Raw genomic sequence first — 26,401 nt, 5'->3', positions numbered from 1 at the left:
CCCGACACGTCCTCCCAAGCCTGCCAGCCCGCATCCCCCTCGTGGGGTCGGCTTGACCACAGGATTTTGGGGAGGGGCCCTGGGGTCTCCTGTCGCTGAAATGTTTCACGGGCTACTCTCCGCGCGTGTCGAGGACCAGCCGTCACACCCCAGGCCTGTGTCCCCGGGAGACCCACGAGATGCGAAAGTCCCCTCGCTTGCTGCTGGCCGCGCTCGCCGCGGTGTTGTTGTCCCACGTTGGTTGCTCGCGCGATGAGCCGGAATGTGAGGGTGCGAGCTGCGTCGCCCCCGCTGTCTGCGGCAACAACGCGAAGGAAGACGGCGAGCAGTGCGACGACGGCAACAGGGTCAGCGGCGACGGCTGCGACGCGGACTGTACGACGACGCCCACGGTGGAGCAGCCCGTCTGTGGCAACGGCAAGCTGGAGGCCGTGGAGACGTGCGACGACGGCAACGCGACGGACGGTGACGGCTGTCAGGCGAACTGCTCGCTGACGCTGACCCGCTGCGCGGCGGCGGACGTCCCCCCGCTCGCGGATGGGGCCACGTGCGCGGTGACGAAGGCCGGCGACAACGGGCGCCTCTTCACGGGCGTGGTGTTGAAGGACGGCGAGACGCTGATGGGCGGCCAGGTGCTGGTGAACCCCCAGGGCGTCATCACCTGCTCGGCGTGTGACTGCTCCGCCGAGGACGGCGCGGCCGAGGCCACCCACATCTCGTGCCCCACGGGTGTCATCTCCCCGGGCCTCATCAACCCGCACGAGCACATCACCTTCCAGAATGGTCCCTACGCGTGGACGGACGAGCGCTTCGAGCACCGGCTGGACTGGTACCGGGGCCTGCGCAACCACACGCGCGTCGCCAACAGCACCCGTTCCGCGGCGGACTCGGTGGGCTTCATCGAGCTGCGCCACCTGCTCGCGGGCACCACGTCCATCGCGGGCGTGGGCGGCGCCGCGGGCCTCCTGCGCAACCTGGACCAGGTCCCGGCGACGCGTCAGGAGGGCCTGGACGCGTGGATCGCCGTCAATGACACCTATCCGCTGGGGGACCAGGAGGCGGACCTGCGGACGGAGGATTGTACCTACGCGAGGATGCCGAGGACCTCGAGCCTGTCCAAGGTCGCCGCCTACCTGCCGCACCTGGGCGAGGGCATCAACGCCGAGGCCTACAACGAGATTCGCTGCGTGTCGGTGGCGCCCAATGACGTGCTGCAGCCGCGCACGACGCTCATCCACGGCATCGCGATGACGGCGCGCGAAATCGCGCTGATGGCGGACCGGGGCACGGCGCTCATCTGGTCGCCGCGCTCCAACCTCACGCTGTACGGCGACACCGCGATGGTGTCCGCGTACAAGCGGATGGGCGTGAGCATCTCGCTGAGCACCGACTGGGCGCAGTCCGGCTCGATGAACATGCTGCGCGAGCTGAAGTGCGCGGACACGCTCAACACCGCGCAGTTCGCCCGGACGTTCAGCGACGTGGACCTCTGGAAGATGACGACGGCCAACGCCGCGGAGGCGGTGGATATCCAGGGCCGCGTGGGCCGCCTGGCGCCGGGCAAGCTGGGCGACGTGGCCATCTACTCGCTGCGCACCCACGCCACCTCGCCGCACCGCGCGGTCATCACCGCCGAGCCCGCGGACGTCGTGCTGACGATGCGCGCTGGCAAGGCCCTCTACGGTGACCAGACGCTGGTGGGCGCGCTGAAGGCGAGCGCGGAGGCCTGTGACGCGATGGACGTGTGCGGCACCGCCAAGTCCGTCTGTCTCCAGTCGGAGATTGGCAAGAACCTGGAGGCGCTGAAGACCGCCAACCCCGTGGGCTACCCGCTGTTCGCCTGCGGCGTCCCGCAGGGCGAGCCGGTGTGCGTGCCCCGCCGCATCTCCAACAACCCGGACTATCCGGCGTCGGTGCGCGGCTCGAACGTCTACTCCGGTGAGAGCAAGGTGGATGACCCGGACGGTGACGGTCTGCGCAACTCCATCGACAACTGCCCCAACATCTTCAACCCCATCCGTCCCATGGACAACGGCAAGCAGGCCGACTCCGACAACGACGGCGTGGGCGACGCGTGCGACCCGTGCCCGCTGGCGGCGAACACCTCCGCGTGCACGCATGTCGTCGTGGGCGATGACGACCAGGATGGGTTCCCGACGTGGCAGGACAACTGCCCGTTCATGTCGAACCAGGACCAGGCGGACCAGGATGGGGACGGCAAGGGCGATGTCTGCGACGTGTGCGCCGCGACGCCGAACCCGGGCTACCTGGGCTGCCCGTCCACCATCCATGCGCTGAAGACTCGGGAGGATGGGCGCCTGCCGCTGGAGGGTCGGCCGGTGTCGCTGACGGACGTCATCGTCACGGGCGTGGTGAAGGGCGCCGCGACGGTGGAGGGCTACTGGCTGCAGGTGCACCCGCTGCCCTCGGGCACGAGCGTGGAGAACTCGGGCGTCTACGTGTACTCGCCCAAGGGAGACCTGGCGGTGGGAGACCGGCTGGACATCACCACCGCGACGCTGACCGTCTACAACGGGCTGCCGGAGCTGGTGGACGTGAAGTACGTCCGGCGCAGCACGGGCAACGCGCTGCCGGCGCCGGTGCCCGTCACCACGGCGCACGTCCGCACGGGCGGCCCCAGGGCCGAGGCGCTCGAGGGCGTGCTGGTGGAGGTGTACGACGTCAGCACCACGAGCACGGTGGACACCTTCAAGCAGTTCTTCGTCAACGAGAGCGGCAATACGTCCCAGACCGGGCTGATGGTGGACGACATGGCGTACACCTACGCGGACCCGACGCTGGGCACGCGGTTCGGTGTGCTGCGCGGCGTGCTGACGTTCAACTTCAACGACTCCAAAATCCTGCCGCGCAACGTGGCGGACATGAAGCCGCCCATGCCGTCGCTGGCGGGCTTCGGGCCGGGCGGGTACGTGCGCCTGGGCGAGACGGGCTCGGTGAGCACCTTCCCGCAGGCGCTGACGGTGACGCTGTCGGGCACCTATACGGAGGCGCTCGACGTCATCATCACCTCCAGCGACAGCAGCGCGCTGCGCGTGGTCGACGGGAAGGTGACGGTGCCGGTGGGCCAGAGCGCGGTGGAGGTGAAGGTGGAGCCGCTGGCCGCGGCGGCGAACGTGACGCTGACCGCGTCGCTGCGAGGCACCACGCGCCAGGCATCGTTCCGGGTGCTGGGCGCGACGGAGCAGCCCGCGATTGTGGGGCTGACGCCGTCCGATACGACGGTGGTGCCGGGGGGCTCGGTCACCTTCACGGTGGACCTGGACCGTCCGGCCCCCGCGGGCACGAGCATCGGCCTGGGCGTGAATCCGACGACGGGCTTCGGCACGCTGACGCCGGGCGGGACGCTGGCGGTGGCGACGAACGCGATGCAGGCGTCGTTCACCCTCACCGTCGACGAAGCGGCCACGGGCCCCACGGGCACCGTGACGGCGGAGCTGGGCGCGAGCACTGACAGCTCCACGGTGACGGTGGACCTGGTCTCTCCGAGGTTGCTGACGATGACGCCCCCCGGGCCGGTGGAGGTCCGCTACGGGCTGACGCAGGAGTTCCGGTTGACGTTGACCTCGGCGCCGACGGCGGACCTCGCGGTGGCGCTGGCTGCGACTCCTGGCGCTGGAGTCACGCGCTTCGGCACGGTGCCGGCCACGGTGACGGTGCTCGCGGGCCAGACGGAGGCCACGTTCCTCTTCACCGCGGATGCGCAGGGTGAGGGCGCGGGCACGGTGTCCGCGTCGCTGCTCGGTGTGCAGCGGTCGACGGCCGTCACGGTGACGCCGCCGCCCGCGCAGCTCGCCACGCTGACGCCCGCGACGGTGTCGGTCTACATGGGCGCGAAGCAGACCTTCACGGTGACGCTGGACCGCAGGGCTGGCGTCGGTGGCGCGGTCGTCAACCTGGCGCTGACGCCGGCCACCGGCCTGGGGACGCTGCCCGGGGCCACGGTGACGGTGGCGGAAGGCCAGACGAGCGCGCAGGTGCTCTTCACGGCGGGGACCGAGGCGCTGACCGGGTCGATGTCCGCGACGTACGAGGGCGTGACGAAGACGGCTGCCATCACCACGGTGCCGCGTCCGGCCATCAACCACCTGGTCATCAACGAGGTGGACTACGACCAGCGCGGCACGGACACGAAGGAGTTCGTGGAGCTCTACAACCCCACGGCGGGTCCGCTCTCCCTGAGCGGCGTGTTCCTGGTCTACGTCAATGGCGCCAGCGCGACGCCGGCGAGCTACGCGAAGATTGATTTGTCGAGCGTCGGCTCGTTGGCGGCGGGGGAGTACCTGGTGGTGGGCCCCGCGCTGGTCATCGACCCGCTCGCGGGTCAGACGGGCGTGAAGACGTTGCTGTCGACGACCGCCCTCCAGAACGGTGGCACCAACGCCAGCCCCTCGGCGGACGCTGTCGGGCTCTTCGACGGAGCGACGGAGACCCTCATCGACTCGCTCGCCTACGAGGGGTCGGTGCTGCAGGCCACCATCAGCGGCGTGGCGAACACGAAGCGGTTCGACCTGCTGGAGGGGCCGAGGAGCACGTCGGCGCTGATTGACGTCGACACGGTGGAGGGCTCGCTGTCGCGCAGCCCGGAGAGCGCCGACACGAACGACAACCTGGATGACTTCCGGTTCACCACCCTCCTCACCCCGGGACGGAAGAACGAGTTCCCCGCGGCTCCGTGATTCGGACCGCGTGACAGGGTGAGACAGGACTTGGGCGGCTCCCGCGGAGATGGGGGGCCGCCCGAGTCGTTTCTGGAGGTCGCGGCGACGTGGTGTTGTGCTGGTGGGCGCTACGGCTTGGTGCGCGCCAGGGTGCCGTCCGTCAGCAGGAGGTCCAGCGCGGAGGCCATCGGGTCGTAGCCGAGCGTGGCTCGGAAGAGGTTCTGGTACATCAGCGCGCCCAGGTAGCTGCCGAAGACGCCATGGGCGGCTTTCTCGGTGTCGATGTCCTGGCGGAACTCGCCGGTCTTCTGGCCGTGGCGGAGGATGCCGCTCAGAATCTTGGCGTACAGGCCCAGCTTCTCGCGGATGGCCTCGGCCACCCGCTCATTCGAGTCCGCCGCTTCGGCCGCGAGCATGCCGAAGAAGATGCCGTACTCGCGATGCTCGCCCAGGAAGTGGTGCGTGCGGCGGGTGAAGGCCTGGAGTTGCTCGCGCGCGGACAGGCTGCGGTACTCACTGATGACGTCCACGAAGGCATCGACGTAGCGCTGGTGCAGTTCATCAATGGCGGCGAGCAGCAGGTCCTCCTTCGTGGGGAAGTGCCAGTACAGCGCGCCAGGCGTCATCCGGATGGCGCGAGCCAGGTCGGCCATCGTCGTCGCCAGGAAGCCCCGCTTCGCGAACAGGGTGATGGCGGCTTCGAGGATGTCCACGCGCGTGCGTGCCGAGCGTTCCTGCTTCAGCTCTCTCTTCGCCGGTTCCTTGTTCATGGCGCCGAAAACCATACCCCAGGCCGGTGGCCACACCTGGGTTCGTTCTCTGGACGGAGGAACTCCAGACGAGAGGGCTTCGTGCCAGCCGCGTCACCTGGACGACGTTCTAGCGTGTCGGCAGCTCGTGGAAGGTGATGCCGGTGAGCTCCAGGCGGTGCACGGCCTCCATGAAGCGCTCCGTGCCGATGACCATCGTCGCGAAGTTGCCCACCCGGAACAGGTCCAGGTCGGGAGGAAGGGAGGCCGCGTCCAGGATGGGCTCTTCGGGTCTCCTGAACGCGTGTCGGCCGCAGGTCGGGCACGGTGGTGGCACGTCCAGGGGGACGCAATCTGGATGCAGGCGACCACGGGCCGCTATCTGAAGCTCCGATAGTGCTGGTGGGCTCTTCTGGCGGAACCGCAGGGCTGTCGGGCACGCAAGGACGCCTCGTAGGTTCTCCGCCTGGAGCTGTTCCACCACCTCCTGGTGAACGAGCAGCACGTCGATGATCCATCCGAAGGCAGGGAACTTTCCGAAGGCGGTTCCAACGAGCGGGCCGAAGCCTGTCCCGGGTGGAAGTTGCGCATCCGAAGCCACCAGGGGGCGTACCAGTTCGCGCAGGCGCACGAACTCCGCGAAAGACTCGGGGCGGGCCTTTTCGAACTCGCGGTGCTCTGGCAATTGCGACAGGTCCAAGCTCGGGAAGTAATGCCCGGCTCCGCTCCAGGTCACACCGCACGTGGAGCAACTCGCGCCGGGCAAGCCCCACTTGTGCGAGCCGTGGGCCTCCCCGCCGTATTGGTTCGCTACTGCCCTGTCTTCCCGCATCCAGAAGAATCGACTCATGGACTCACTCACGCTCCGGGTCGGGAATAGTACGGCTGAACGGGGCCGCCAATGAGCTGGAAGCGATGGATGAGTTCCCCCGCGTGTTTGTAGATCTCGATGGGCGCGGCCAATGGGTTCGCGTCCTTGAAGTCGCGCCAGGCCTGGTTCCACTGGCCACCTTGGCCTCCTACATTGTGAATCCGGTAATGGAGGTCACGTGGAATGGGCATGGTGTAGTGGTGGATTTTGACGCCCTGGCGTTCGAACCACTCCTTGAGCTCCCTCTGCTGCGGGAAGATGTGGTGCTTCTCCCATCGTCCCGCTGTGAGCTGACGTGACGGCGGGATGACCTCCGTGGGCGCGCCGTTCCAGTTGGGGAACGTCATGACGGCACCAGGAGGAAGCTTCTGTGCCCCACCCCAGTTCCTCCGAGGGCCACTTCCCGGTGCAGCGGCGGCCGCGGGCGGGCGCGCGGGAGGAAAGCGCGCCAACTCAATCTCTCCCGGCACGTCCTCGCAGCGGTAGAAGCCGCAGGCGTCCTCCAGGCACAGCAGGGCGACGCACTGGTCTTCCCCAGGGTCGTCGCACTCCTGCTCCGCTGCTTCCCACGCCTCCTGCACCGGCGGTTTTCCGACAGCGGAACAGCCCAGCCATGACACGACGGCCAACGACAGCCACACCGCGAAGAGATTCCTCATGACCCCGGAGGCTATCGCCCCGGCCCGTCTGTCTTCAGGCAGCCAGCAGCGTCACCTTGACGATTTCCGGAGGCGCTCCCACGCGCAGGGGCGGCCCCCAGAAGCCCGTGCCCCGGCTGACGTAGAGGTGCTTGCCGCCCTCCTCGAAGTGTCCCGCGTCGTGCTCCCAGATGGCGGACACCGCGAGCGTGAACGGAAAAAACTGTCCCCCGTGCGTGTGTCCGGAGAGCTGCAAGCCCATCCCCGTCTCCGCCGCCACACGCCAGTTCGACGGCTGGTGCGCGAGCAACACCGCCGCCCGCTCCGGCTCCCGTCCCGCCACCGCCGCCGCCAAATCGTAACCCTGCTTCGCGCCCGTGTGCCCCGCCGACCAGTCATCCACGCCCACCAGGTCGAACGAAGCCCCCGCGTCTCCAATCCGCACATGCCGATTGCGCAGCACCTGCACCCCCATCCCCTCCAACGCCCCCGACCACGCGGCGTGGTCCCAGTAGTACTCGTGGTTTCCCGTCACGAAGTACGTGCCGTGCCCGGAGCGCAGCTCCCGCAGCGCCGCCACCGAGGGCCCCAACGACGCGACCTTGCCATCCACCAGGTCTCCGGTGATGGCCACCAGGTCCGGGCGCAAGGCATTGCACCGCGCCACCAGCTCGTCCATGAACTTGCGCTGGATGACAGGGCCCACGTGGATGTCACTCAAGTGGACGATGGTGAAGCCATCCAACACCCGAGGCAGCCCCGCAAGCCGCACCGCGACCTCGTTCACCACCGGGGGATGGAACGCGTTCCACATCCCGTAACCCGTCAGGCTCCCCGACGCGAGCAGCGCGCCCCCCGCCGTGGCACGCGCGAGGAACCGCCGCCGCTCCACGTTCACCTCCGGCACCTCGCCGCCACCGGACAGGCTCACGTCGCCAGGGCCGTCAGCACCCTGCGTCATCGCCACGGCGCCCGTGCCCGCCAGTGACGTGACGAGGCCCACGTCCTCCGCCCGGACCACCGAGGCCCGTCGCCCCAGCCGCCGCGACAGGACGCGCACACCGCCAATGCCCCACAGCGCGAACAGCAGGTACATCGCCGCGCCCATCCACATCCACACGGCCGTGGCCACGGCGAACGTCGCATCCAGCGGCAGGAAGCGCGTCACGGACCAGGACAGCACCAGCAGCGTGCCCAGCACCGTCATCACCCCCATGCCCACCCGGCGCCACCGGCGGTCCTCCGACGTGTCCGCGAACAGGCGTCGATACAGGTAGATGTGGACCCCCACGGTGATGAGGCTCGTGAGGACCGCGAAGATGATGAAGCGCGCTGGTGAGTCCATGGGCTCCCAATCCTCTCCCGCTCTCGACGCACCGCAACGCATTCCTCGTGAAGAAACGTGAATCACCCAGCGAGTGTGTTCCGCCTGCCTGCTCGTGGAGGAAGCTCCTGGGACGGGTGTGACTCCGTTGCCCTGGGCGGGGTCTTCCCGACGCGCCGTCCTCCTCCTGGCAAGCGTGCCTGTGCACGACGCTTCTCATCCGCCAAGGACACGAGGTATGGACGGCCGCTTCTCGCGCTGGAGGCGAAGTGATGCGGATGGACAACCTGAAGGCGGGGCCCTGTTTCCCGCTGGTATTGGTGCTGAGCGTTCTGCTCGCCGCGGGGTGCGATGACTTCTCTGCGCCCGTCGCGGCGGGAGTCCCGGCGGAGGCGGGGGCCACGCGCTCCCAGGCCCTCGCGGTGGCGACTTCCCCCAAGGTCGCCGCGGGTGCTCAGCACTCGCTCTACCTCACACCGCTGGGCACCGTGTGGGCCTGGGGCGGCAACGCCGCTGGACAGCTCGGCACCGGAACGATGTCCTTCCAACGGGTCCTCGCCCAGCAGGTCCCGGGTCTGAAGGACATCACCGGCGTGGCGGCGGGAGACTCCCACTCGCTCGCGCTGCGCTCCGACCGGACGGTGTGGACGTGGGGCAGCAACTCCTCCGGTCAGCTGGGTGACGGCACCACCGTGGACCGGGCCACGCCGCGCCAGGTGCCCGGGCTCACCGACGTGGTGAGCGTGGCGTCCGGCGAGTTCCACTCGCTCGCGCTGCGCTCCGACGGCACCGTGTGGGCGTGGGGCAGCAACTTCTATGGCCAGCTCGGCCGGGGCCACACCCAGGCGGGGCCCACGCCGGCCCAAGTCACGGGCCTCACGAACGTGGTGGCCCTGGGCGCCGGCTTCGACTTCTCCCTGGCCGTGCGCGCGGATGGCACCGTGTGGGCCTGGGGCGCCAACGGCTCCGGCCAGCTGGGCAATGGCACCTTCACCCAGCGCCTGGCGCCGACGCAGGTGGTCGACCTCAAGAACATCACCGCTGTGACCGCGGGCCTCTACCACGCGCTCGCGTTGCGCTCCGACGGCACCGTGTGGGCGTGGGGCAGCAATGCCTCCAGCCAGCTCGGCGATGGGACCTGGGCGGACCGCCCCACCCCGATGCAGGTCGCGGGCCTCTCGCGCGTGAAGGCCCTGGCCGCGCAGGACGCCGGCTCGCTGGTGCTGATTGACGACGGCACGGTGTTCACCTGGGGGCGCAACACCAACGGACAGCTCGGCGACGGCACCACCACCGACAGCACCTTCCCCGTGCTGGTGCGAGGGCTGGGCTCGGTGTCGGCGCTGGCCGCGGGGACTCAGCACGCGGTGGCGCTGCGCGCCGATGGGACGCTGTGGTCCTGGGGCAACGGCACCTCCGGCCAGCTCGGTCATGGCAGCTCCGAGCGGCTGCTCTCTCCGGAAGTGGTGACGCGGCTGTCCGGCGTCACGGCCGTGGCCTCGGGCAGCTTCCACTCGCTGGCCGCGCTGTCGGACGGCTCGGTGTGGAGCTGGGGGCGCAACTACTACGGACAACTGGGTGACGGCACCGCCGCCGAGCGTCACGCGCCCGTGCGGGTGCTGGGCCTGGGCGACGTGCGCGCCGTCAGCGCGTCCGGACACCACTCGCTCGCGCTGCGCTCCGACGGCACCGTGTGGGGCTGGGGCCGCAACGCCAACGGGCAGCTCGGCGACGGCACGACGAAGGACCGCCTCATGCCGGTGCAGGTGGTGGGCTTGAGTGGCGTGACGGCGCTGGCCGCGGGCGGCAGCCACGTGGTGGCGCTGCGCGGCGACGGCACGGTGTGGACGTGGGGCTACAACGGCGTGGGCCAGCTCGGCGACGGCTCCACGAAGGACCGCCTCACGCCGGTGCTGGTGAAGGCGCTCCCGAAGGCGGTGGCCGTGGCCGCGGGGACCTACTTCTCGCTCGCGCTGCTCGCCGACGGCACGGTGAGGGCCTGGGGCGATGGCTTCGAGGGACAGCTGGGCGATGGCGGCGGCGTCCAGCGCGAGACGCCGGTGCAGGTGCTGGGACTTACGGGCGTGAGGAGCCTGAGCGCGGGCGCGGCGCATGCGCTGGCGGTGCTCGAGAACGGCACCGTGTGGGCGTGGGGCGACAACGCGGAGGGACAGCTCGGCGATGGCTCGTGGGCGGACCGGTTCCGTCCCGTGCAGGTGCCAGGACTGACGGGCGTGCGCTCCGTGTCGGGGGGGCTGTACCACTCCATGGCGCTGGGCCTGGACGGGACGCTGCGCGCCTGGGGCTCGAACTCCTATGGCCAGCTCGGCGATGGCGGTGTCACCTCGCGCGTGGTGCCCGGCGTGGTGCCCGGGGCCTCCGGCGTCACGCTGCTCGGTGGCAGCTACCTGCATGTGCTGGCGGTGCGTCAGGACCGCACGGTGCTGGCGTGGGGCTTCAACCGCTTCGGGCAGCTGGGCCTCGGGGCGGTGGGTTGGAGCGCGGTGCCCGTGCAGGTGCGCGGCCTGGGGCAGGGACGGCGGCTGGCGGCGGGGACGTCGCACTCGATGCTCGTGCGCGGTGACGGCACCGTGCTCGCGTGGGGACAGAACGCCTCCGGGCAGCTCGGCGATGGCACCACCACCTACCGCGCGTCGCCCGTGGCCGCGCAGGGCCTGCCGTGTGCCCGCTCCGTCGCGACGGGAGGACAGCACTCGCTGGTCCTCACCTGCGACGGCGCGGTGTGGACGTGGGGCGCCAATGCGCGCGGGCAGCTCGGCGATGGCACCGTCAAGCCGCGCCTGACGCCCGCGGTGGTGGAGGGGCTGTGGGGCGTGGTGGCCGTGGCGGCGGGGGGCGATACCTCCATGGCCCTGCGCGCCGACGGCTCGGTGTGGACGTGGGGCGCGAATGACAGCGGGCAGCTGGGGGATGGCTCCAAGGGGGACCGGGTCACGCCGATGGAGGTGAAGTACCTGTCGGGCATCGCCGCCGTGGTGGTGGGCGAGGCCCATGCGCTCGCGGTGGGCCAGGACGGCGCGGTGTGGGCCTGGGGCGCGAACGACTCCGGGCAGCTCGGTGATGGCACCACGAGCGCGAGCATGACGCCGCTGCGCGTGTCGGGGCTGGAGCCTGTCGCGAGCGTGAGTGTCGGCCGCGCCTTCTCGCTGGCGGTGCTTCATGACGGCACGGTGTGGACGTGGGGTGCGAACGACTCCGGGCAGCTCGGTGATGGCACCAACAGCCCGAGGGGAACGCCGAAGCCGGCGCCGCAGCTGAAGAACGTCAAGGCGGTGGCCGCGGGCGCCCATCACGCGGTGGCCGTGCTTCACGATGGCGCTGTGTGGGGCTGGGGCGACAACGGCTATGGGCAGGTGGGTGATGGCACCCACTTCCTGCGCTTCAAGCCGGTGCAGGTGGTGGAGCTTTCGGCGGTCACCGAGGTGGCCACGGGCGAGCAGCACTCGCTGGCGCTGCTGGAGGACGGCGGGGTCCGCGCCTGGGGCAGTCACGAATATGGCCAGCTCGGAGATGTGGAGTCGGGGCCGAGGACGGCGCCGGTGGACGTCAAGCTGCCGACGTCGAAGGACCTGGCGCCCGTCGTCTCCCTGCGGGCCTGGTACCAGCACGCGGTGGCGCTCCTCGCGGATGGCACCGTGCAGACGTGGGGTGGCAACGGGTACGGGCAGCTCGGCAATGGCACCACCGAGGACGAGTCCCTGCCGACGACGGTGGAGGAGCTGCCGAAGATTCAGGCGGTGGCCCCTGGTGCGTGGCACACGCTGGCGCTGGCCGAGGACGGCTCGGTGTGGGCGTGGGGCAACAACGTCTTCGGGCAGCTCGGTGACGGCACCACCACGCAGAGCTTGAGGCCCGTCCAGGTGGTGGGCCTGGACCACGTGGTGTCCATCGCCGCGGGCAGCTACCACTCGCTGGCGGTGACGGAGGATGGCACCGTGTGGAGCTGGGGCTACAACGTCTTCGGGCAGCTCGGTGACGGCACGCTGGAGGCGCGTTGGATTCCCACGCCCATGAAGCAGCTGCAGGGCGCGGTGGCGGTGGCGGGCGGAGAGCACCACTCGCTGGTGCTGCGCGCGGACGGGACGCTGTGGGCCTGTGGCAGCAACGCTCATGGACAGCTCGGAGAAGGCACCGCCACCAACCGCACGACCCTCTTCCCGGTGGTGGGGCTCGAAGGGGTGAGGACCATGGCGGCGGGCAGCTACCACTCGGTGGCGCTGCGAGACGACGGTACCGTCTGGACCTGGGGCAACAACGCCTATGGGCAGTTGGGGGACGGCGGGCTGTCCACGCGCATCTACCCTTCGCCCGTGCCAGGCCTCGCGGACGTGGAGCTCCTGGGCGCCGGCGCCCACCACACCTTCGCCGTGGGCTCAGACGCCTGGACCTGGGGGCGCAACTCGCACGGACAGCTGGGCACGGGGGACAGCTCCCACCGACTGGAGCCGACGTTGGTGAAGGGGCTCCGAGGGGCGAAGCAGGTCTCCGCCGGAGGGGACTTCTCCATCGCCCTCAATCGTGACGGGGCGGCGGTGAGCTGGGGCACCAACTTCCACGGGACGCTGGGCCTGGGTGTTCGAGGCCAGCGCGCGCTGCCGGGCGTCGTCGCACTGCCCTGAGCCGTTGCTCGTACCGGGGCGATGACGGCAACGTCCGTCGTCGCCCCGGAGGCTCAGAGCCGCAGACCCGCACCCAGTCGCTTGACGAGCGGACCCAGCTCGTCGCGGTCCAGGCCCATCTCCAGCAGCTCCAGGCGCCGCAGCTTCGGCAGGGCCTTGGCGGTGCGGAACGCGAGCGCGCCTTCCTCGCTCAATTCATTCTTCGACAGCTCCAGCCGCTCCAGGCCGGTGAGGCCCTTGCTCTTCGCGAGGGCCTCCGCGGCTTCGTCACTCAAGTCGTTGCGGTTGAGTGTCAGCCACTGGAGCGCGCCCAGCCCCTTCGCGCCCGCGAGCGTCGCCACGCCCTCGTCGGACAGTCCGGAGCCGGACAGGTAGAGCCGTTCCCACGGGAGGGTCGCCTTCGCGAGGACCCCCGCGCTGGCGTCCGTCAGCGCGCCGCTGGAGAAGCTGACGGAGCGCAGCGCGGGCAGGGCCTTGCTCTCCACCAGGGCGCGGACGGCCGCGTCCTTCGCGCCCGACAGCACCAGGCCCGTCAGGTGTCCGGCCCGAGGCGAGGAGGCCAGCGCCTTCGTCGCCGCGTCGACCCCCGAGCCCTCCAATCGCAGCCAGCGGACCTGGGAGAACCAGGGCTGCTCGGCGGCGCGCTCCAGGCCCTTGCCGTCGCGCGTGTCCACGCACAGCCGGGACACGGGCTCCAGTGCGAACAGCTCCGGGCCGTGCTTGGCGAGCCGGTCCTCGGCGAGGTTCAGCTCCTCGATGAAGCCTCGGTGATAGTGAGGCTCGCGCACGCTCGCGTCTCTCAGTGGCTTGAGCCAGTCGCGGCCATGCGCCTCCATCAGCTCTCGCACGCGCAGGTGCAGCGAGCGGCGCCGGGCCGGGTCCATGCGGCCGGGCAGGGCGAGCTGCACGCGGATGAACTCGGCGCGCGCGGCGTCCACGGCCTGCAAGGCCTCCGCGCACGCGAGCCTCGGTGCGTCGTTGGCGGGGTCCTCCACGACTTTCGCCAGCAGTGCCTCGAAGTCGCTCATGGGTTCAGCAGCTCCTTCACCTCGCGCTGCCAGCGCGCGCCCAGCTCCGGATGCACCATGTGCACGTAGGCGGCATATCCCTCCAGCCAGGCGGGGAAGTTGGGGCGGCCCCGGGCCTGCGACTCCACGCCGTGCTTGCGGCAGTTGGCGAGGATGGCCTTGAAGCGGCGGCGCTCGTCGCGGGGGATGGCCACGCGTTGATTGACGGTGAGGCCCGTCACCCGCTGGCGTCCTCCCTGGCGCATGACGCGGCGCTTGGCGGCGTTCTCCGAGAAGCCCTCCTGCTGGAGGATGGCGTTCACCCACCAGAGGAAGCGGCCCAGCCGCTCCGGAGGTTTGACGAAGGAGAAGGAGAGGTCATCCGCGTAGCGCGTGTACGCGGCGCCTGCCTTCCTCGAGAGGGCGTGCAGGCGCGCGTCCATGCGGCGGCAGACGAGGTTGGCGATGGCGGGAGAGGTGGGCGCGCCCTGGGGCAGCACGCCGGGCCACACCACGGTGCCGTCCGGGAGCTTGGGTCGCCAGGTGGTGAGGCCCGCGAGGGTGGAGGACACCTCGTCGTTGTAGCCGTGGGCCTCGAAGAAGCCCTTCACGCGGCGGTAGTGCACCGTGGGGAAGAAGTCCTCCAGGTCCACGCGCACCACGACGTTGGCGCCGACGTGAGCCTCCGCGTTCGTCACCGTGGAGCGGCCGGGCACGAAGCCGTGCACGGCGGGGTGGGTGGGCAGGTGCGTGAGCAGGCCTTCGAGCAGGGCGCGCTGCGCGGCCTTGAGCTTCGCGCGCGGGGCGCAGATGCGGCGCACGCCGCCGGAGCGCTTGGGTGTCTCGAACTCCACGTAGCCGGAGCCCGCGCCGGAGCCGGGACGCATCAGCGTGTCCAACTCCGCGACGTCCACGCCCACCAGCTTCGCCACGTCGTCGCGGGATTGCAGCTTCGGCAGCTTCGCGGTGACGGAGGGCTTGCGCTTCACCACGTCGTCGCGAAGCTTGGGGTAGAGGCCGAAGTGCCAGCCCGTGGGGTTCCAGCCGCCGAGGGCGCGGGGGCTCGGGCGGCGGGGCGGCTCCACGCGGCTGTCGGGCAGCGACACGTCGGCGAGCCCCAGCTTGCGCACGGCGGCGCGCGCGGCGGAGGCGACGCGGGAGTCGGCGTCCTTCACGCGGCGGCGCAGGTGGCCAGCGGCGATGACTCGGGGGAAGAGCAGGGGGATGAGGCGCACCGCCTGGATGCGCTCGCGCGGGTCCACGCTGCCCAGGCGCTTCGTGACGACCTCGCTCCAGTGGCGGCTGACGTAGAAGCGGGCCACTTCATATTCGGCGAGGCCCTGGTGGCGCTCCAGCAGCTCGGCGATGCGGCTGAAGTGCGCCTCGGGGTCCTCCATCAAGGGCTTGAGCTCGAGGAGGAGTGAGACCAGGTCCATTCAGGCGCTCCAGGCCGCCGACGCGGTGGGGACTGCGAGCTCCTGGGGACGCCGCCACCTGCACGGCAGAGGCGGACGAGGTCGGGGAAGCCCGCCAGGCGGACCTCGTACCGCGTCGTCCTTCAATGGGTGTCATCGGCAGCCGCGACGTGACATCGCGGACGAAAGGCTGGCTGCACGCGGCCCCAGGAGCGGGACGAAGCTCACCACATCCTTCACGATGAAGGAAGGTCGTCCAGCTCCAGGGGCCCGTCTTCTTCCAGCAGGGCGAGCAGGGCCTCGCGAGTCCCTCCGGGCGCCCGACGCACCAGGGTGTCGAGCTGTCGGCCCTGGGCGCGCACGCGCTCGCCGTGAGCACGCATGACGGACAGGGCCTCTGGCTCCATCCACGGGCGGGACAGCACCTCGAGGTTGTGCAGCAGCTCGCGGCGGTTGCGTGGAGCGGTGAGGCTCGCGCTGACGCCGGGTTGCGAGAGCGAGTAGCGGTAGCAGTCCACCGCGGAGGGGAGGGGTGTGTCCTGCGACGCGCCGGGGACGGGGCGCAGGAGTCGGCCGTAGCAGGTGGTGGTGAAGGTGAGCACGCCGGTGCCCTGGCGCTGGGCCTCGGGGAAGAAGGCGGCTTCGGCGCCGGGGTGCGCGGCGCTGTGGCGTGTCATCACGACGGGCCACGGGTGCCGGGTGAGCGCGTCGCGGGCGAGGTCTCGCAGGTGCGTGGAGAAGCCGAAGGCGCGCAGCTTGCCTTCGGTGCGCAGGCGCTCCAGGGCGGAGTAGTCCTCGTCGGAGAGGCGCTCGGGGGCTCGGACCCAGAAGAGGAGGAAGACGTCGAGCCACGAGGTGCGGAGTCGGCGCAGCGCGGACTCCACGTCGCGACGGAGGGCGGCGGGGCCTGAGTGGTACGTGCCCGCGACGATGACGGAGCGCTCGCGAGGTCCGCGTCCGCTGCGGAGGAACTGCGTCAGCGCGGCGTAGCGGGGCTCCCAGAAGAAGGTGTCGATGCCGGCTTCGTGCGCCTCGAAGAAGGGCTCGCGCGAGGTGAGGTGCGCGCCAGAGAGGACGAGTGGCGAGACGTTCAGGCCCGTGCGTCCCAGGGGACGGGACGAGGCTCGCGGAGGAGGTGGTAGGCGAGGTGACGGGGTGGTGCGTTGACGCGGGGCGGAGGTGGGGCGGAGGCGCGCGAGTTCGGGCTCGGCCGTGAAGAGGGCATCGGGGAAGGTGAGTGACAGCGCTTGCAGGTGCGTGACGACGCGGGCGGGCTCGGTGTGGGAGCGCAGCGAGTCACGGAGCAGGGTGAAGGCGGTGTCATCCGCGCGGCGCAGACGCCAGGTCCAGGCTGCGATGCGCAGGTCTGGGTCATCTGTTGACGGGCGCAACAGGACGTCCAGTCGCGCATCGAGCGTGTCGCAGTCCTCCAGTGGAGAAGCCGCCGCCGTGCGGACCATCAGCTCGGTGTCGCGTGACAGGCGCAGGAGGGCGCGCAGCTCCGCGTCACCGTTCTCGGGCCTGAGCTGCTCGGCGGCGCGGGCTCGTATCCACGGGTCGGGGGAGAGGGCGCAGCCGAGCGCGAGGGTGGACTGGTAGGTCGGGTCCTCCGATGCGAGCGCGCGACCCTGGGAGAGGGCGAGCTGCAAGGCCATGCGCCGCACGCTCGGGTCCGGGTCATCGAGGCAGACTCGGGCCGCGCTGTCGACGTCCAGCACGGCGGCGCGCAGCCACGGGTCCTCGTGGGACTCGGCGTGCTGTCGCTCGGTCTCCGTCAGCCAGTCCAGTGACGCGAGGGCTTGCAGTGCCACCGCGCGCACGGAGGGGTCCTCGTCCTGAGATGCACGGAGGAGCGGCTCGGAGGCTTCGATGAACGCGGCGGCGGTCGTGACGGCTCGACGCTCTCGGGGCGAGGTGGCTCGTGGGGCGAAGGCCACCAGCGCCGTGGCGAAGTCCTCGACGGCCGATGCGGAGCGCGGCCTGCGCTCCCAGGCTCCGATGACCTCGGCGCGCACGGAGGCGTCGTCATCATCGAGCGTCTTCAGCACGAGGCCGCGACTGTCCGGGTCGAACACGAGCGCGGATATCACCGCGCGGCGGATGGCGGCCTCGGGGTGATTCGCCAGCGCACGCATGTTGGCCAGGAGTGTCTCGTGTCCCTGCTTCACCGCGACACGCGCGGCCCAGACCAGCGAACCAGGACGAGGTGGTGCCGCGAGGATGCGGGTCGCGAGGTCGACCTCATCCACGTTGAGCCGCTCCAGCAACGCGCGCGCTTCATCCTGGGCATGCGGCACACGAGGCTCGTCCAGCCAGTGCATCGCGAGGCGCAGCGCTTCCGCGTCCTTCCGCTCGCGGAGTCGCCGACGCGCGAGCGCGCGAAGGGGCTCGTGTGGATCTCCCAGCCACTCCACCAGCTCCCGCGCGGAGAGGGACTCAGCGGGTCGCGCCTCCAGTCGCGCGGTAGTGACCGCGGGGTCCTCGCTCGTGAGTCCCGCTTCCATCCTCGGCTGAGGAGCGGGCCTGGCATGGGAATGCGCCGCATCGTCGATGCCCGAGCCCTCTGTCCGGTGGCCCGCCATCGAGGTGCCCTCCGAAGCCACTGCGCGCCACTCACCCTCCAGCCACGCCACCGCCGAGCGCATCGGCCCCTGCTCCCGAGCCTCCGCCGCCCGCCGCACCTGCTCCCGCAGTCCCTCGTTCCCCGCCCCCAGCCACGCCAGGGCCTGCACCGCCGCATGGCGCACGCGCCAGAACGGGTCCTCCATCGCCGTGAGCAACACCCCCACCGCACCCGAGCCCGCGACGGAGGCCGACGCACGCACCATCGCTCGGCGCACCCACCACACGGACTCCCTCCGCACGGCTTGCTCCGCATGAGGCAACAACGCCGCCACGCCCAACCGAGCCAGCGCGCGCCACGCCCTGTCCCGCACCAGCGGCATGGCCTCGTCCATCGCTTCAATCAGCGCGGACGCGAAGCGCGCATCCCTCGCATCACCGAGCCGCCGCGCGGCGATGGCGCGCACCTCCGCGTCCTCATCCGTGAGCAAGGCCTGTCTCAGCGCGTAGCGCCCCACCAGCTCCGAGGCATCGACCGCGCCGGCCGCCTCGCGCCGCACCGTGACGTCCTCGTCGAGCAGCCGCACGGTGGCCAGGTCCAGTTCGAGCATCGCCGGCGACTCTAGGCGTCCTGCTACACTGCGGACATGCCCGACATGCTGGCCATCATCAGCAAGGCGATTTTCGAGAAGGAGGCCGCGGGCCTCTCTCCCGGCCAGGTGTTGCCGACGGACCGCTACCGCAGCCAGAGCAAGCACCTGGCCCCGCTCGAGGACGGTGGACGCCTCTTCCTCGTCACCGTGCGTCCGCCCGACGAAGCCCTCTGGCTCGTCGCCGTGCTGGAGGGCCTGTCCTCCGATGACGAGGGCTGGGTCGGCCGGAAGAACCGCATCCCCATCACCGACGTCACCTCCGCCATCCCCACGCTGCGCTTCGAGTCCGGCAAGGGCATCCAGGCCGCGAAGGGCGCGCTGGGCATGTCCCTCCAGACGCCTCGCGTCCTCACCTCGGCGGACGCGGAGCTGCTGCTCGGAAGCGCGGGCGGCGGCCCCATCAACTTCACCGCGCACCAGGACAGCTCCGAGCTCCCCTGTCTGTGCAAGCAGTGCCTCTCCCGAAGCCCCGAGCGCGCGGAGGCCAAGGGCATGCGCTTCGTCCGCGCGCAGGTGGAGACCGGAGGCCGACTGCTCTACTACTGGCTGCCCGAGGAGCTCGTCGGCGACTCACGCGCCGTCGCCCAGGCCGTTCGCGGCGCCCTCATCGGACGGCTCGGCCCCTGACACACGGCCACCGTCACCGCGTGGCGCGGACGGTGGAAGAAGGAAGCGCTACTGGGCGTCCGGCGTGGACAGCTCGGAGCCGATCTGCTGCCACTCCTGGGCGTAGGCGCCCCGAGTGAAGGTGCGCAGGTCGTCGCTCGTCACGGTGCCTCGCGCCAGCGCGGTGTCGAGCGCGCGGACGACGGCGGTGCGGTGCGGCTGCTCCACGTAGGGATTGCCCTCGCGAAACACCTCGCCGAACAGCGACTCCAGCCGGCCGTCCTGCTTCAGCCGCTCCACGATTCGCGCCTGTGACGCGGGCTCGTCCGCGTGCGCATGCAGCATCGCGGAGGCCATGCCACCCTGGGCGTCGGCGTCGGGGAACTCGGAGAGCAACTCCAGCTCCGCGTCCGCACCCTCGATGGCCGAAGCCTCCGAGGCGGCGGGCGCCAGCGCGGGGTTGATTGCGGGCGTGGCGCGCGGCGTCGGCCGACGGTCCGGCTCGAAGTCGCTGCGGCCCTGAAACGGGCTCACCGCGCGGTTCGCTTGGACTTCCTTGTTTCCGGGCTTCTGCTGCGCGCCCTTGGAGGCGGAGTCCGGCCGCTCCGTGCTGGAGCGCTCCGAGGCGGAGCTCTTCGGCGAGGACGAACGGTTGCCACCATCAATGCGCGACATGAGTGCGCTCCAGGAAGACTGCGAGCCGGTGCGGGCATGGCTCCGGGAAGTCTCAAGGAAGTTATCGGACGCCCCGGGCGCCAGTTGCTTCCAGCACGAAGGTGAGGTGGTACACGGACCCATGCCGCGCTGATGACCACCAGAAGACACTCAGGGAAGTGCAGCAACTACCGGCGCTTGGCCGGGAGCCGAGGGGCGAACAGCGCCTCCAGCCCACGCACCACGTCATCCCGCCAGGCCGGGTAATTGTGCCCTCCGCTGTACTCCCGGTACTCGACGCGGTGCCCGGTGGCCTTCAGCAATGGGACGAGCCGCTGGTTGCCCTCCAGCAGCACCTCGAAGCGGCCACAGCTCATCCACACGTCCAGCGGGCGGCGAGGCACGTGCCGCGCCAGGTCGAACACGACGAACTCGTGGTTTTCCACGACGAACGCCCCCGACTGCGAAAGCACCCGTCCGAAGGTCTCCGGCGCGCGCAGCCCGATGAAGAGCGACATCAGCCCGCCCAGCGACGAGCCCAGCACCCCATGCACGCCAGGGTTGTGTCGTTCGTCCACCAACGACAGCTGCTCCCGCGCCAGGGGCAGCACCTTCCAGAGGAGGAGGGCCACGGTGTACTCGCTGCACGCGTACTCCACGCCGCGCGTCAGGCCTCCGTTGGAGACGAGCGCGAGGGCGACGGGCTGCATGCGGCCGTCGGCGATCAGCGTGTCCACCAGCTCCGGCAGGCGCACGCGGCGCAGGTAGTCGTCTCCGTCGAGGACGATGAGGAGCGGCACCGGCCCTGGCGTCGGCGGGGCGTAGAGGTGCACGGTGCGCTGGCCGTCCAGGCCCACGTCGGACATGTCCACGCGGTGACGGGTGACTCGGCCGCGCGACACACCGCGAGGGCGGCGCAGGGACAGCGAGGGTCCGCCGTCGGGCATGTAGAAGGCGTGGTTGACGTCGCCGAAGCCGTTGTCGGAGACGCGCGCGTTGAAGTCGTCTTTCAGTCGTTGCCCGTGTGAATCGAAGAGGGCGTATTCGACGTACGCGTCGCGAGGCAGCGCCAGCGAGCGAGTCCACAGCCCCGGCGCCACGCGCTCGAGTGGAAGCGGCTCGCCCCTCCAGTCCTGGAAGTCACCCTGTACGAAGACGGGCCCACGCCCTCGCCACACGAAGGTGGCTGTGTCTCCGATGATGACGGGCGAGCCCCCAGCTCGCGCTCGCGCTTCCAGCTCCTTGGCTTCCATGCGCGTCAACCTATGACAGTAGATTCCTCAGCGCTCCCTCCAGTTCGGGAAAGCGGAAGGTGAAGCCCGCCTCCTGGACACGCGCGGGAAGCACGCGCTGGCCCTCCAGGACGACCTTCGCCATCTCCCCCAGGGCCGCCTTCACCACGAACGCGGGGATGTGCACCACCGACGGCCGGCCCAGCGCATGGCCAATCGCCTTGGCGAACACCGCGTTCGGCACCGGCTCCGGGGCCGTCGCATTCACCGGGCCGTCCACCGTCGCGTGCTCGAGCACGTAGCGCACCATCGCCTGGGCGTCCTCGCGGTGAATCCAGCTCACGTACTGTCGGCCGCCGCCAATCGTCCCGCCCGCGCCCAGGCGGAAGGGCGGCAGCATCTGGTGCAGCGCGCCGCCGTCCGGATGCAGCACCACGCCCATGCGCACCACCGCGGTGCCGATGCCCGCGCCGCGCGCGTTCAACGCCTCCGCCTCCCAGTCCACGCACACCCGCGCCAGGAAGTCGTCCCCCGGCGGGCTCTCCTCCGTCAGCGCCTCCGCCTCGCGCGCGCCGCCGTAGTAGCCAATGGCCGAAGTGGACACGAAGCGCTTCACCGTGCCCGCCGCCTTCATCGCCTCCACCAACATCCGCGTGCCCACCACCCGGCTGTCGTGGATGCGCATTTTCGCGTCCTTGGTCCACCGCTGCGCCACCGGCTCGCCCGCCAGGTGGATGACCGCGTCCGCGCCCGCCAGCACCTCCGGAGCGAGCGTCCCCCGGCCGTGGAAGGGCGCGCCCGTCACCCCTGGGGGCAGCTTCTCCAGCGCCCGCGGCACGTCCCGCGTCAGCACGTGCACGCTGTGTCCCTGGCTCAACAAACCCTGGACAATGCCTGGACCCAGGAACCCCGTGGCGCCGGTGACGGCCACCTTCACGGCGTGGCCTCCGGGGCCTTGGGGGCCGCGGGCGTGTTCAAGTCCACCCCCACCAGCGTGCTCAAAGCCGAGAAGAACGCCACCTGCTCCTCCGGCTTCATCTTCCCGGAATGCCGGTAGACCACCGCGCCCTGGGCATCCAGGAGCAGCACGTTGGAGGTCTTCATCGGCAGGCCCCAGGGCGCCGAGCCCATCGTCCCGTCCAAATCCACCAGGATGGGGACGCCCGCCTTCTTCTCCTCATCCCGTACATAGGAGAGGGCAATCTGCCGAGCGGGAAAGAAGTCGAACTTCCGCAGGTTGGCCACCGCCACCACCCAGGCGGAGCCCAGCAGGTCGCGCTCCTTGCCGCGCGCGAACAGCTCCTCCTTCAGCCCCGCGTTGAGGTTCGTGGAGTCCTTGTCCTCATAAAAGAGAATTACCGGTTTTCCACGCCATTTAGAGAGACGGACCTCATCTCCGCTGGAACTCCGTAACGTCGCGTCGGGCGGGCCGTCTGCTGGGCTGGAAGCCAGCGCGCCCTGGGTGAGCAGGGCCGCCGTCAGTGTGCTTCTGATCCAAATCTTCATGAGGTGACCCCCGGTGGACAAGGTTCTTACAAACCCTGTACATAGCCTTGACAAGCCCTTGACGCAAACGCTACGTCTGGAGAGCAGGACCCTCGTGAACCCGGAGGATCAACCCATGGCGCTCCCGCGTCCCGCCGCGCAGCCTGGCGAAGTCCCCCTGGAGCAGGCGTGGCTGACGTTGGTGCACGCGGAGGTGGAGGCGTCGCTGGCGGAGCTGTTCGAGCTGCCGGACGAGGCGGGCCTGGACGCTCGGTGGACGCGGGCGCTGGAGGAGGCCCGGATGTACGCGCTGCGGCCTGCCAAGCGGGTGAGGCCCGCGCTGGTGATGGCGGGGCACTGCCTGGCCAAGGGCACGCCGGTGGTGCCGGCGGAGCTGTGGCGCTTCGCCGCGGGGCTGGAGCTGTTGCACACCTTCCTCCTGATTCATGACGACGTGGCGGACCGCGCGGCGATGCGGCGAGGAAGCGCGGCGCTGCACCACCTGCTCGCGCCGGGGAGGACGGGCGAGGACCTGGCGGTGGTGGTGGGAGACCACCTCTTCGCGCGCGCGCTGGAGGCGATGCTGGAGTCGGACCTGCCGGGCGTGGCGAGGGTGGTGCGCTACTACCTGGCGGTGTGTCGGCACACGGCGGCGGGGCAGTACCTGGACCTGTCGCTGGAGCGTGCGCCGCTGGCGGAGGTGTCGCTGTTCCAGGTGATGCGCGTGGCCTACCTCAAGACGGCGCGCTACGGCTTCTGCGCGCCGCTCGTCTGTGGCGCCATGCTGGGCGGCGCGAGCCCAGGGCTGCTGGAGGGGCTGGAGCGCGTGGGCCGTCAGGTGGGGCTCGCCTATCAGCTCCGCGATGACGTCATCGGCCTCTTCGGCGACTCCAGCGTCGCGGGCAAGTCGTCGGCCAGCGACTTCACGCAAGGCAAGCGCACCTTCCCCGTGCTCGCGGCCTACGCGCGCGCCTCGCCGGAGGGACGCGAGGAGCTGGAGGCACTCTGGGCGCTGCCCGAGTGTGAGAAGGACGCCGTCGCCCTGGCGCGTGCCCGGGCGCTGGTGGAGGCGCATGGCGGACGTGCCGCGTGCGAGCGGATGGTGGAGCGCGCCTCTCGCGCCGCCCGTCGCACCCTGCTGTCGCTGCCCAACCCCAATGGCGTGAGGGACTTGATGGATGCCCTCATTGCCCGACTCGCGCATCGCGCGGCCTGAGGAACACATGAGCCCGCGGACACAAGGCAGACGCGTGGTGGTGGTGGGAGCTGGCGTGGGAGGCCTGGCCGCCGCGGCGCGACTGGCGCACCAGGGCTTCGACGTCCAGGTCGTCGAGAAGACAGTGGGCCCTGGCGGGCGCTGCAACCGGCTGCGAGTGGACGGCTTCACCTGGGACATCGGTCCCACCATCGTGCTGATGCCGGAGGTGTTCGAGGAGACCTTCCGCGCGCTCGGCCGCCGAATCGAGGACTACCTGACGTTGCTCAAGTGCGACCCGAACTACCGGGTGCACTTCCGGGATGGCTCGGACGTGACGTTCACCTCCGAGCTGTGCGCCATGGGACGCGAGCTGGAGCGGGTGGAGCCCGGCAGCTATGCACGCTACCTCGCCTTCCTGGCCCAGGGGCGTGTCCAGTACCGCACCAGCCTGGACCACCTGGTGGGCCGCAACTACGCGGGCATCACCGACTACCTGTCCCCGCGCGTGCTCGCCCGCATCTTCCAGGTGCGCGCCCACCGGCGCATGTACCCGGACGTCAGCCGCTACTTCCGCGATGACCGGCTGCGCGCGGCGATGACGTTCCAGACGATGTACCTGGGTGTCTCGCCGTTCGAGTCGCCCGCGGTCTACGGCCTGTTGCCCTTCACCGAGCTGGGCGTGGGCATCTGGTTCCCCAAGGGCGGGCTGTACGCGATTCCGCAAGCGCTGGAGCGGCTGGCCATCGAGGAGGGCGTGCGCTTCCACTACGGCACGCCGGTGGAGCGCATCCTCACGGACGGAGGCCGCACCACCGGAGTCCGGCTGGAGGGCGGCGAGGTGCTGGAGGCGGACGCGGTGCTGTGCAACGCGGACCTGCCCTACGCGTACGAGAAGCTGCTGGACCCCCAGGCCACCACGCTCAAGCGCCGCGAGTCGCTGCGCTACACCTCCAGCGGCTACATGCTCTACCTGGGCATGCGCCGGAAGGTGCCGGGGCTGCTGCATCACAACGTCATCTTCGGGCGCGACTACCGGGGCTCGTTCGAAGACATCTTCAAGCGCTTCCGCGTGCCGGAGGACCCGAGCTTCTACGTCAACGCGCCCACGCGCACCGACGCGTCGCTGGCGCCCGAGGGCAAGGACTCGCTCTACGTGCTGGTGCCCGTGCCGCACCAGCACCCCTCGCTGGACTGGAAGACGCAAGGGCCCCAGCTGCGCGCCAAAATCTTCGCGCGGCTGGCGGAGCTGGGCTTCCCCAATCTGGAGTCGGACATCGAGGTGGAGCGCGTCTTCACGCCGGATGACTGGGCGGGCACGTTCAACCTGGCGAAGGGCAGCGCCTTCGGGCTGGCGCAGAACTTCATGCAGATTGGTCCCTTCCGTCCGTCCAACCAGGACGCGAAGGTGAAGAACCTCTTCTTCGTTGGCGCCTCCACGCAGCCGGGCACGGGGCTGCCCACGGTGCTCATCTCCGCGCGGCTCGTCGCCGAGCGCCTGGGAGACTGGGCGAGGCAACAGGGCGTGAAGCTGGCGCCGCGCGGAAGCCGGACGAAGTCCACGGCGGTGGAGGCGGCGGCGTGAGCGCGTCCGACGACAGGGCGCTGGTGCGCCGGGGCTATTGGCTGGCGCGGCGGGTGACGCGTCACCACGCGAAGAGCTTCTTCTTCGCCTCGTACCTGCTGTTCGGCCAGCGTCGCAAGGCGGCCTTCGCGCTGTATGCCTTCTGCCGGCGACTGGATGACCTGGTGGACGAGGCGGGCGCGGCGACGGAGGAGCTGTCCGTGCGGCTGGGGCGGGCGCGGCGCATGGTGGCGGAGCTGTACGTGCCCATGCCGGAGCTGGCGTCGAAGGAGCTGGGGCCGCCGAGCGGACGGCTGGTGGGCGTGGCGGCGAGCTCGCCGTGGGACGCGGGGGAGTTCGCCGCGCTCGCGCACACGGTGCGCCACTACCGGATTCCCGAGCAGCCCTTCCAGGACCTCATCTCCGGCATGGAGATGGACCTGACGAAGCACCACTACGACACGTGGGAGGAGCTGGACCTCTACTGCTACCGCGTGGCGGGCGTGGTGGGGTTGATGCTGACGCCGGTGCTGGGGTGCTCGGACGAGGGCGCGCTGCAGCCCGCGGCGGACCTGGGCCGGGGCATGCAGCTCACCAACATCCTGCGCGACGTGCGCGAGGACCTGGAGCGAGGGCGCGTGTACCTGCCCTCCCAGGAGCTGGCGTCCTTCGGCCTGTCCGAGGAGGACCTGCGACAGGGCAAGGTGGATGCGCGGTGGCGCGACTTCATGCGCTTCCAGGTGGAGCGCGCGCGGACGTACTACGCGCGCGCGGCCCTGGGTGTGCCCGCGCTCACGGGCTTCGGCAGCCAGCGGATGGTGCGGCTGATGGGCGCCATCTACGGCGACATCCTCCGCGACATCGAGGCGCGCGACTACGACGTGTTCAGCGCGCGGGCGTATGTGACGACGCGCCGCAAGCTGTCGCTGGCCGCCTCGGCCTTCCTCCGGCCCCACTCCGTGCTGCCCGTGTTGCCGGCCGAGCCGCGCGTGCCGCTGCTGCCGAGTGAAGTGGGGGGACAACGCCATGGGTGACGCGAAGCGCATCGCGGGAGCTGGTGAGCGGGTGGCTCGACGAGCACGCGCGCGCGGGCTCCTGGACGCCGAGGTGTCTCGACGGAGGCAGTG

At 70.5% G+C, this 26,401-nt stretch carries 17 protein-coding genes; 6 read left to right on the top strand and 11 right to left on the bottom strand.

Features of this window, described 5'->3' with window-relative positions:
• The first annotated feature begins 179 nt into the window (after positions 1 to 179).
• Entirely contained in the window at positions 180 to 4,697 is a 4,518-nt protein-coding gene (locus tag ACN469_RS33300; RefSeq protein ID WP_498774585.1) for a lamin tail domain-containing protein, read from the top strand.
• A 110-nt stretch (positions 4,698 to 4,807) separates the two neighbouring features.
• On the opposite strand, the gene ACN469_RS33295 is transcribed toward ACN469_RS33300, so the two are convergent.
• The 4 genes from ACN469_RS33295 to ACN469_RS33280 form a co-directional block, all read right to left on the bottom strand.
• On the bottom strand, positions 4,808 to 5,449 hold the full coding sequence (locus tag ACN469_RS33295) for a TetR/AcrR family transcriptional regulator (protein ID WP_498774583.1): 642 nt from the start codon (positions 5,447 to 5,449) through the stop codon (positions 4,808 to 4,810).
• Positions 5,450 to 5,558: 109 nt separating this feature from the next.
• Positions 5,559 to 6,278: a SitI6 family double-CXXCG motif immunity protein gene (sitI6, locus tag ACN469_RS33290; protein ID WP_498774581.1), complete on the bottom strand. Its 720-nt coding sequence runs from the start codon at positions 6,276 to 6,278 to the stop codon at positions 5,559 to 5,561.
• 8 nt (positions 6,279 to 6,286) lie between these two features.
• Positions 6,287 to 6,958, bottom strand: a complete 672-nt coding sequence (gene sitA6 / locus ACN469_RS33285; protein ID WP_498774579.1) for a SitA6 family polymorphic toxin lipoprotein — start codon at positions 6,956 to 6,958, stop codon at positions 6,287 to 6,289.
• Between the two features lie 34 nt (positions 6,959 to 6,992).
• A complete protein-coding gene (locus tag ACN469_RS33280; protein ID WP_498774577.1) occupies positions 6,993 to 8,282 on the bottom strand; it encodes a metallophosphoesterase in 1,290 nt (429 codons plus the stop codon).
• Positions 8,283 to 8,533: 251 nt separating this feature from the next.
• Between ACN469_RS33280 and ACN469_RS33275 the strand changes: the two genes are divergently transcribed.
• Positions 8,534 to 12,901 carry an RCC1 domain-containing protein gene (locus tag ACN469_RS33275; protein ID WP_498774575.1) on the top strand — a complete coding sequence of 1,456 codons (4,368 nt, stop codon included), beginning with the start codon at positions 8,534 to 8,536 and terminating at the stop codon, positions 12,899 to 12,901.
• Positions 12,902 to 12,954: 53 nt separating this feature from the next.
• On the opposite strand, the gene ACN469_RS33270 is transcribed toward ACN469_RS33275, so the two are convergent.
• From ACN469_RS33270 to ACN469_RS33260, 3 genes are all read right to left on the bottom strand, one after another.
• The gene (locus ACN469_RS33270; RefSeq protein ID WP_498774573.1) at positions 12,955 to 13,929 is read right to left on the bottom strand and encodes a TIGR02996 domain-containing protein; all 975 of its coding nucleotides are present in this window, start codon (positions 13,927 to 13,929) and stop codon (positions 12,955 to 12,957) included.
• A complete protein-coding gene (locus ACN469_RS33265) occupies positions 13,926 to 15,344 on the bottom strand; it encodes a reverse transcriptase family protein (protein ID WP_498774571.1) in 1,419 nt (472 codons plus the stop codon). Before ACN469_RS33265 ends, ACN469_RS33270 begins: the two co-directional genes overlap by 4 nt.
• A 215-nt stretch (positions 15,345 to 15,559) precedes the next feature.
• Positions 15,560 to 18,496: an aldo/keto reductase gene (locus ACN469_RS33260; RefSeq protein WP_498774569.1), complete on the bottom strand. Its 2,937-nt coding sequence runs from the start codon at positions 18,494 to 18,496 to the stop codon at positions 15,560 to 15,562.
• Between the two features lie 36 nt (positions 18,497 to 18,532).
• Here ACN469_RS33260 and ACN469_RS33255 point away from each other — a divergent pair, with 36 nt between their 5' ends.
• Positions 18,533 to 19,165 carry a hypothetical protein gene (locus ACN469_RS33255; protein WP_498774567.1) on the top strand — a complete coding sequence of 211 codons (633 nt, stop codon included), beginning with the start codon at positions 18,533 to 18,535 and terminating at the stop codon, positions 19,163 to 19,165.
• A gap of 48 nt (positions 19,166 to 19,213) precedes the next feature.
• Here ACN469_RS33255 and ACN469_RS33250 read toward each other — a convergent pair whose 3' ends face one another.
• From ACN469_RS33250 to ACN469_RS33235, 4 genes are all read right to left on the bottom strand, one after another.
• Complete coding sequence (locus ACN469_RS33250; protein ID WP_498774565.1) at positions 19,214 to 19,819, bottom strand: hypothetical protein; 606 nt, start codon at positions 19,817 to 19,819, stop codon at positions 19,214 to 19,216.
• A 167-nt stretch (positions 19,820 to 19,986) separates the two neighbouring features.
• Positions 19,987 to 21,051, bottom strand: a complete 1,065-nt coding sequence (locus ACN469_RS33245) for an alpha/beta hydrolase-fold protein (protein WP_498774563.1) — start codon at positions 21,049 to 21,051, stop codon at positions 19,987 to 19,989.
• A gap of 10 nt (positions 21,052 to 21,061) precedes the next feature.
• The gene (locus tag ACN469_RS33240; protein ID WP_498774561.1) at positions 21,062 to 21,967 is read right to left on the bottom strand and encodes a TIGR01777 family oxidoreductase; all 906 of its coding nucleotides are present in this window, start codon (positions 21,965 to 21,967) and stop codon (positions 21,062 to 21,064) included.
• Positions 21,964 to 22,536, bottom strand: coding sequence for a peroxiredoxin family protein (locus tag ACN469_RS33235; RefSeq protein WP_498774559.1), 573 nt, complete (start codon positions 22,534 to 22,536; stop codon positions 21,964 to 21,966). The genes ACN469_RS33240 and ACN469_RS33235 overlap by 4 nt, the downstream gene beginning before the upstream one ends.
• Positions 22,537 to 22,651: 115 nt before the next feature.
• Between ACN469_RS33235 and ACN469_RS33230 the strand changes: the two genes are divergently transcribed.
• The 3 genes from ACN469_RS33230 to ACN469_RS33220 are packed head-to-tail and all read left to right on the top strand — an operon-like array spanning position 22,652 to position 26,308.
• On the top strand, positions 22,652 to 23,731 hold the full coding sequence (locus tag ACN469_RS33230) for a polyprenyl synthetase family protein (protein WP_498774557.1): 1,080 nt from the start codon (positions 22,652 to 22,654) through the stop codon (positions 23,729 to 23,731).
• Positions 23,732 to 23,738: 7 nt separating this feature from the next.
• Positions 23,739 to 25,295 (top strand): phytoene desaturase family protein, encoded by a 1,557-nt coding sequence (locus ACN469_RS33225; RefSeq protein ID WP_498774555.1) that lies wholly within the window; start codon positions 23,739 to 23,741, stop codon positions 25,293 to 25,295.
• Complete coding sequence (locus ACN469_RS33220) at positions 25,292 to 26,308, top strand: phytoene/squalene synthase family protein (protein WP_498774553.1); 1,017 nt, start codon at positions 25,292 to 25,294, stop codon at positions 26,306 to 26,308. The genes ACN469_RS33225 and ACN469_RS33220 overlap by 4 nt, the downstream gene beginning before the upstream one ends.
• The last annotated feature ends 93 nt before the right edge of the window (positions 26,309 to 26,401 follow it).

The organism is Corallococcus terminator (assembly GCF_049194865.1).
GTDB classification, from domain to species: domain Bacteria; phylum Myxococcota; class Myxococcia; order Myxococcales; family Myxococcaceae; genus Myxococcus; species Myxococcus terminator_A.
The sequence above is the reverse complement of the archived record's forward strand: the minus strand, read 5'-3'. Positions and strand labels throughout refer to the sequence as shown.

What these genes read in the sequence shown, in the direction of transcription:
- ACN469_RS33230 (WP_498774557.1), top strand. Translation starts at nt 22,652, where the DNA reads ATGGCGCTCCCGCGTCCCGCCGCGCAGCCTGGCGAAGTCCCCCTGGAG.
- ACN469_RS33265 (WP_498774571.1), bottom strand. Translation starts at nt 15,344, where the DNA reads ATGGACCTGGTCTCACTCCTCCTCGAGCTCAAGCCCTTGATGGAGGAC.
- ACN469_RS33260 (WP_498774569.1), bottom strand. Translation starts at nt 18,496, where the DNA reads ATGCTCGAACTGGACCTGGCCACCGTGCGGCTGCTCGACGAGGACGTC.
- ACN469_RS33225 (WP_498774555.1), top strand. Translation starts at nt 23,739, where the DNA reads ATGAGCCCGCGGACACAAGGCAGACGCGTGGTGGTGGTGGGAGCTGGC.
- ACN469_RS33270 (WP_498774573.1), bottom strand. Translation starts at nt 13,929, where the DNA reads ATGAGCGACTTCGAGGCACTGCTGGCGAAAGTCGTGGAGGACCCCGCC.
- ACN469_RS33235 (WP_498774559.1), bottom strand. Translation starts at nt 22,536, where the DNA reads ATGAAGATTTGGATCAGAAGCACACTGACGGCGGCCCTGCTCACCCAG.
- ACN469_RS33300 (WP_498774585.1), top strand. Translation starts at nt 180, where the DNA reads ATGCGAAAGTCCCCTCGCTTGCTGCTGGCCGCGCTCGCCGCGGTGTTG.
- sitI6 (WP_498774581.1), bottom strand. Translation starts at nt 6,278, where the DNA reads ATGAGTCGATTCTTCTGGATGCGGGAAGACAGGGCAGTAGCGAACCAA.
- ACN469_RS33275 (WP_498774575.1), top strand. Translation starts at nt 8,534, where the DNA reads ATGCGGATGGACAACCTGAAGGCGGGGCCCTGTTTCCCGCTGGTATTG.
- ACN469_RS33295 (WP_498774583.1), bottom strand. Translation starts at nt 5,449, where the DNA reads ATGAACAAGGAACCGGCGAAGAGAGAGCTGAAGCAGGAACGCTCGGCA.
- ACN469_RS33280 (WP_498774577.1), bottom strand. Translation starts at nt 8,282, where the DNA reads ATGGACTCACCAGCGCGCTTCATCATCTTCGCGGTCCTCACGAGCCTC.
- ACN469_RS33255 (WP_498774567.1), top strand. Translation starts at nt 18,533, where the DNA reads ATGCCCGACATGCTGGCCATCATCAGCAAGGCGATTTTCGAGAAGGAG.
- ACN469_RS33245 (WP_498774563.1), bottom strand. Translation starts at nt 21,051, where the DNA reads ATGGAAGCCAAGGAGCTGGAAGCGCGAGCGCGAGCTGGGGGCTCGCCC.
- sitA6 (WP_498774579.1), bottom strand. Translation starts at nt 6,958, where the DNA reads ATGAGGAATCTCTTCGCGGTGTGGCTGTCGTTGGCCGTCGTGTCATGG.
- ACN469_RS33250 (WP_498774565.1), bottom strand. Translation starts at nt 19,819, where the DNA reads ATGTCGCGCATTGATGGTGGCAACCGTTCGTCCTCGCCGAAGAGCTCC.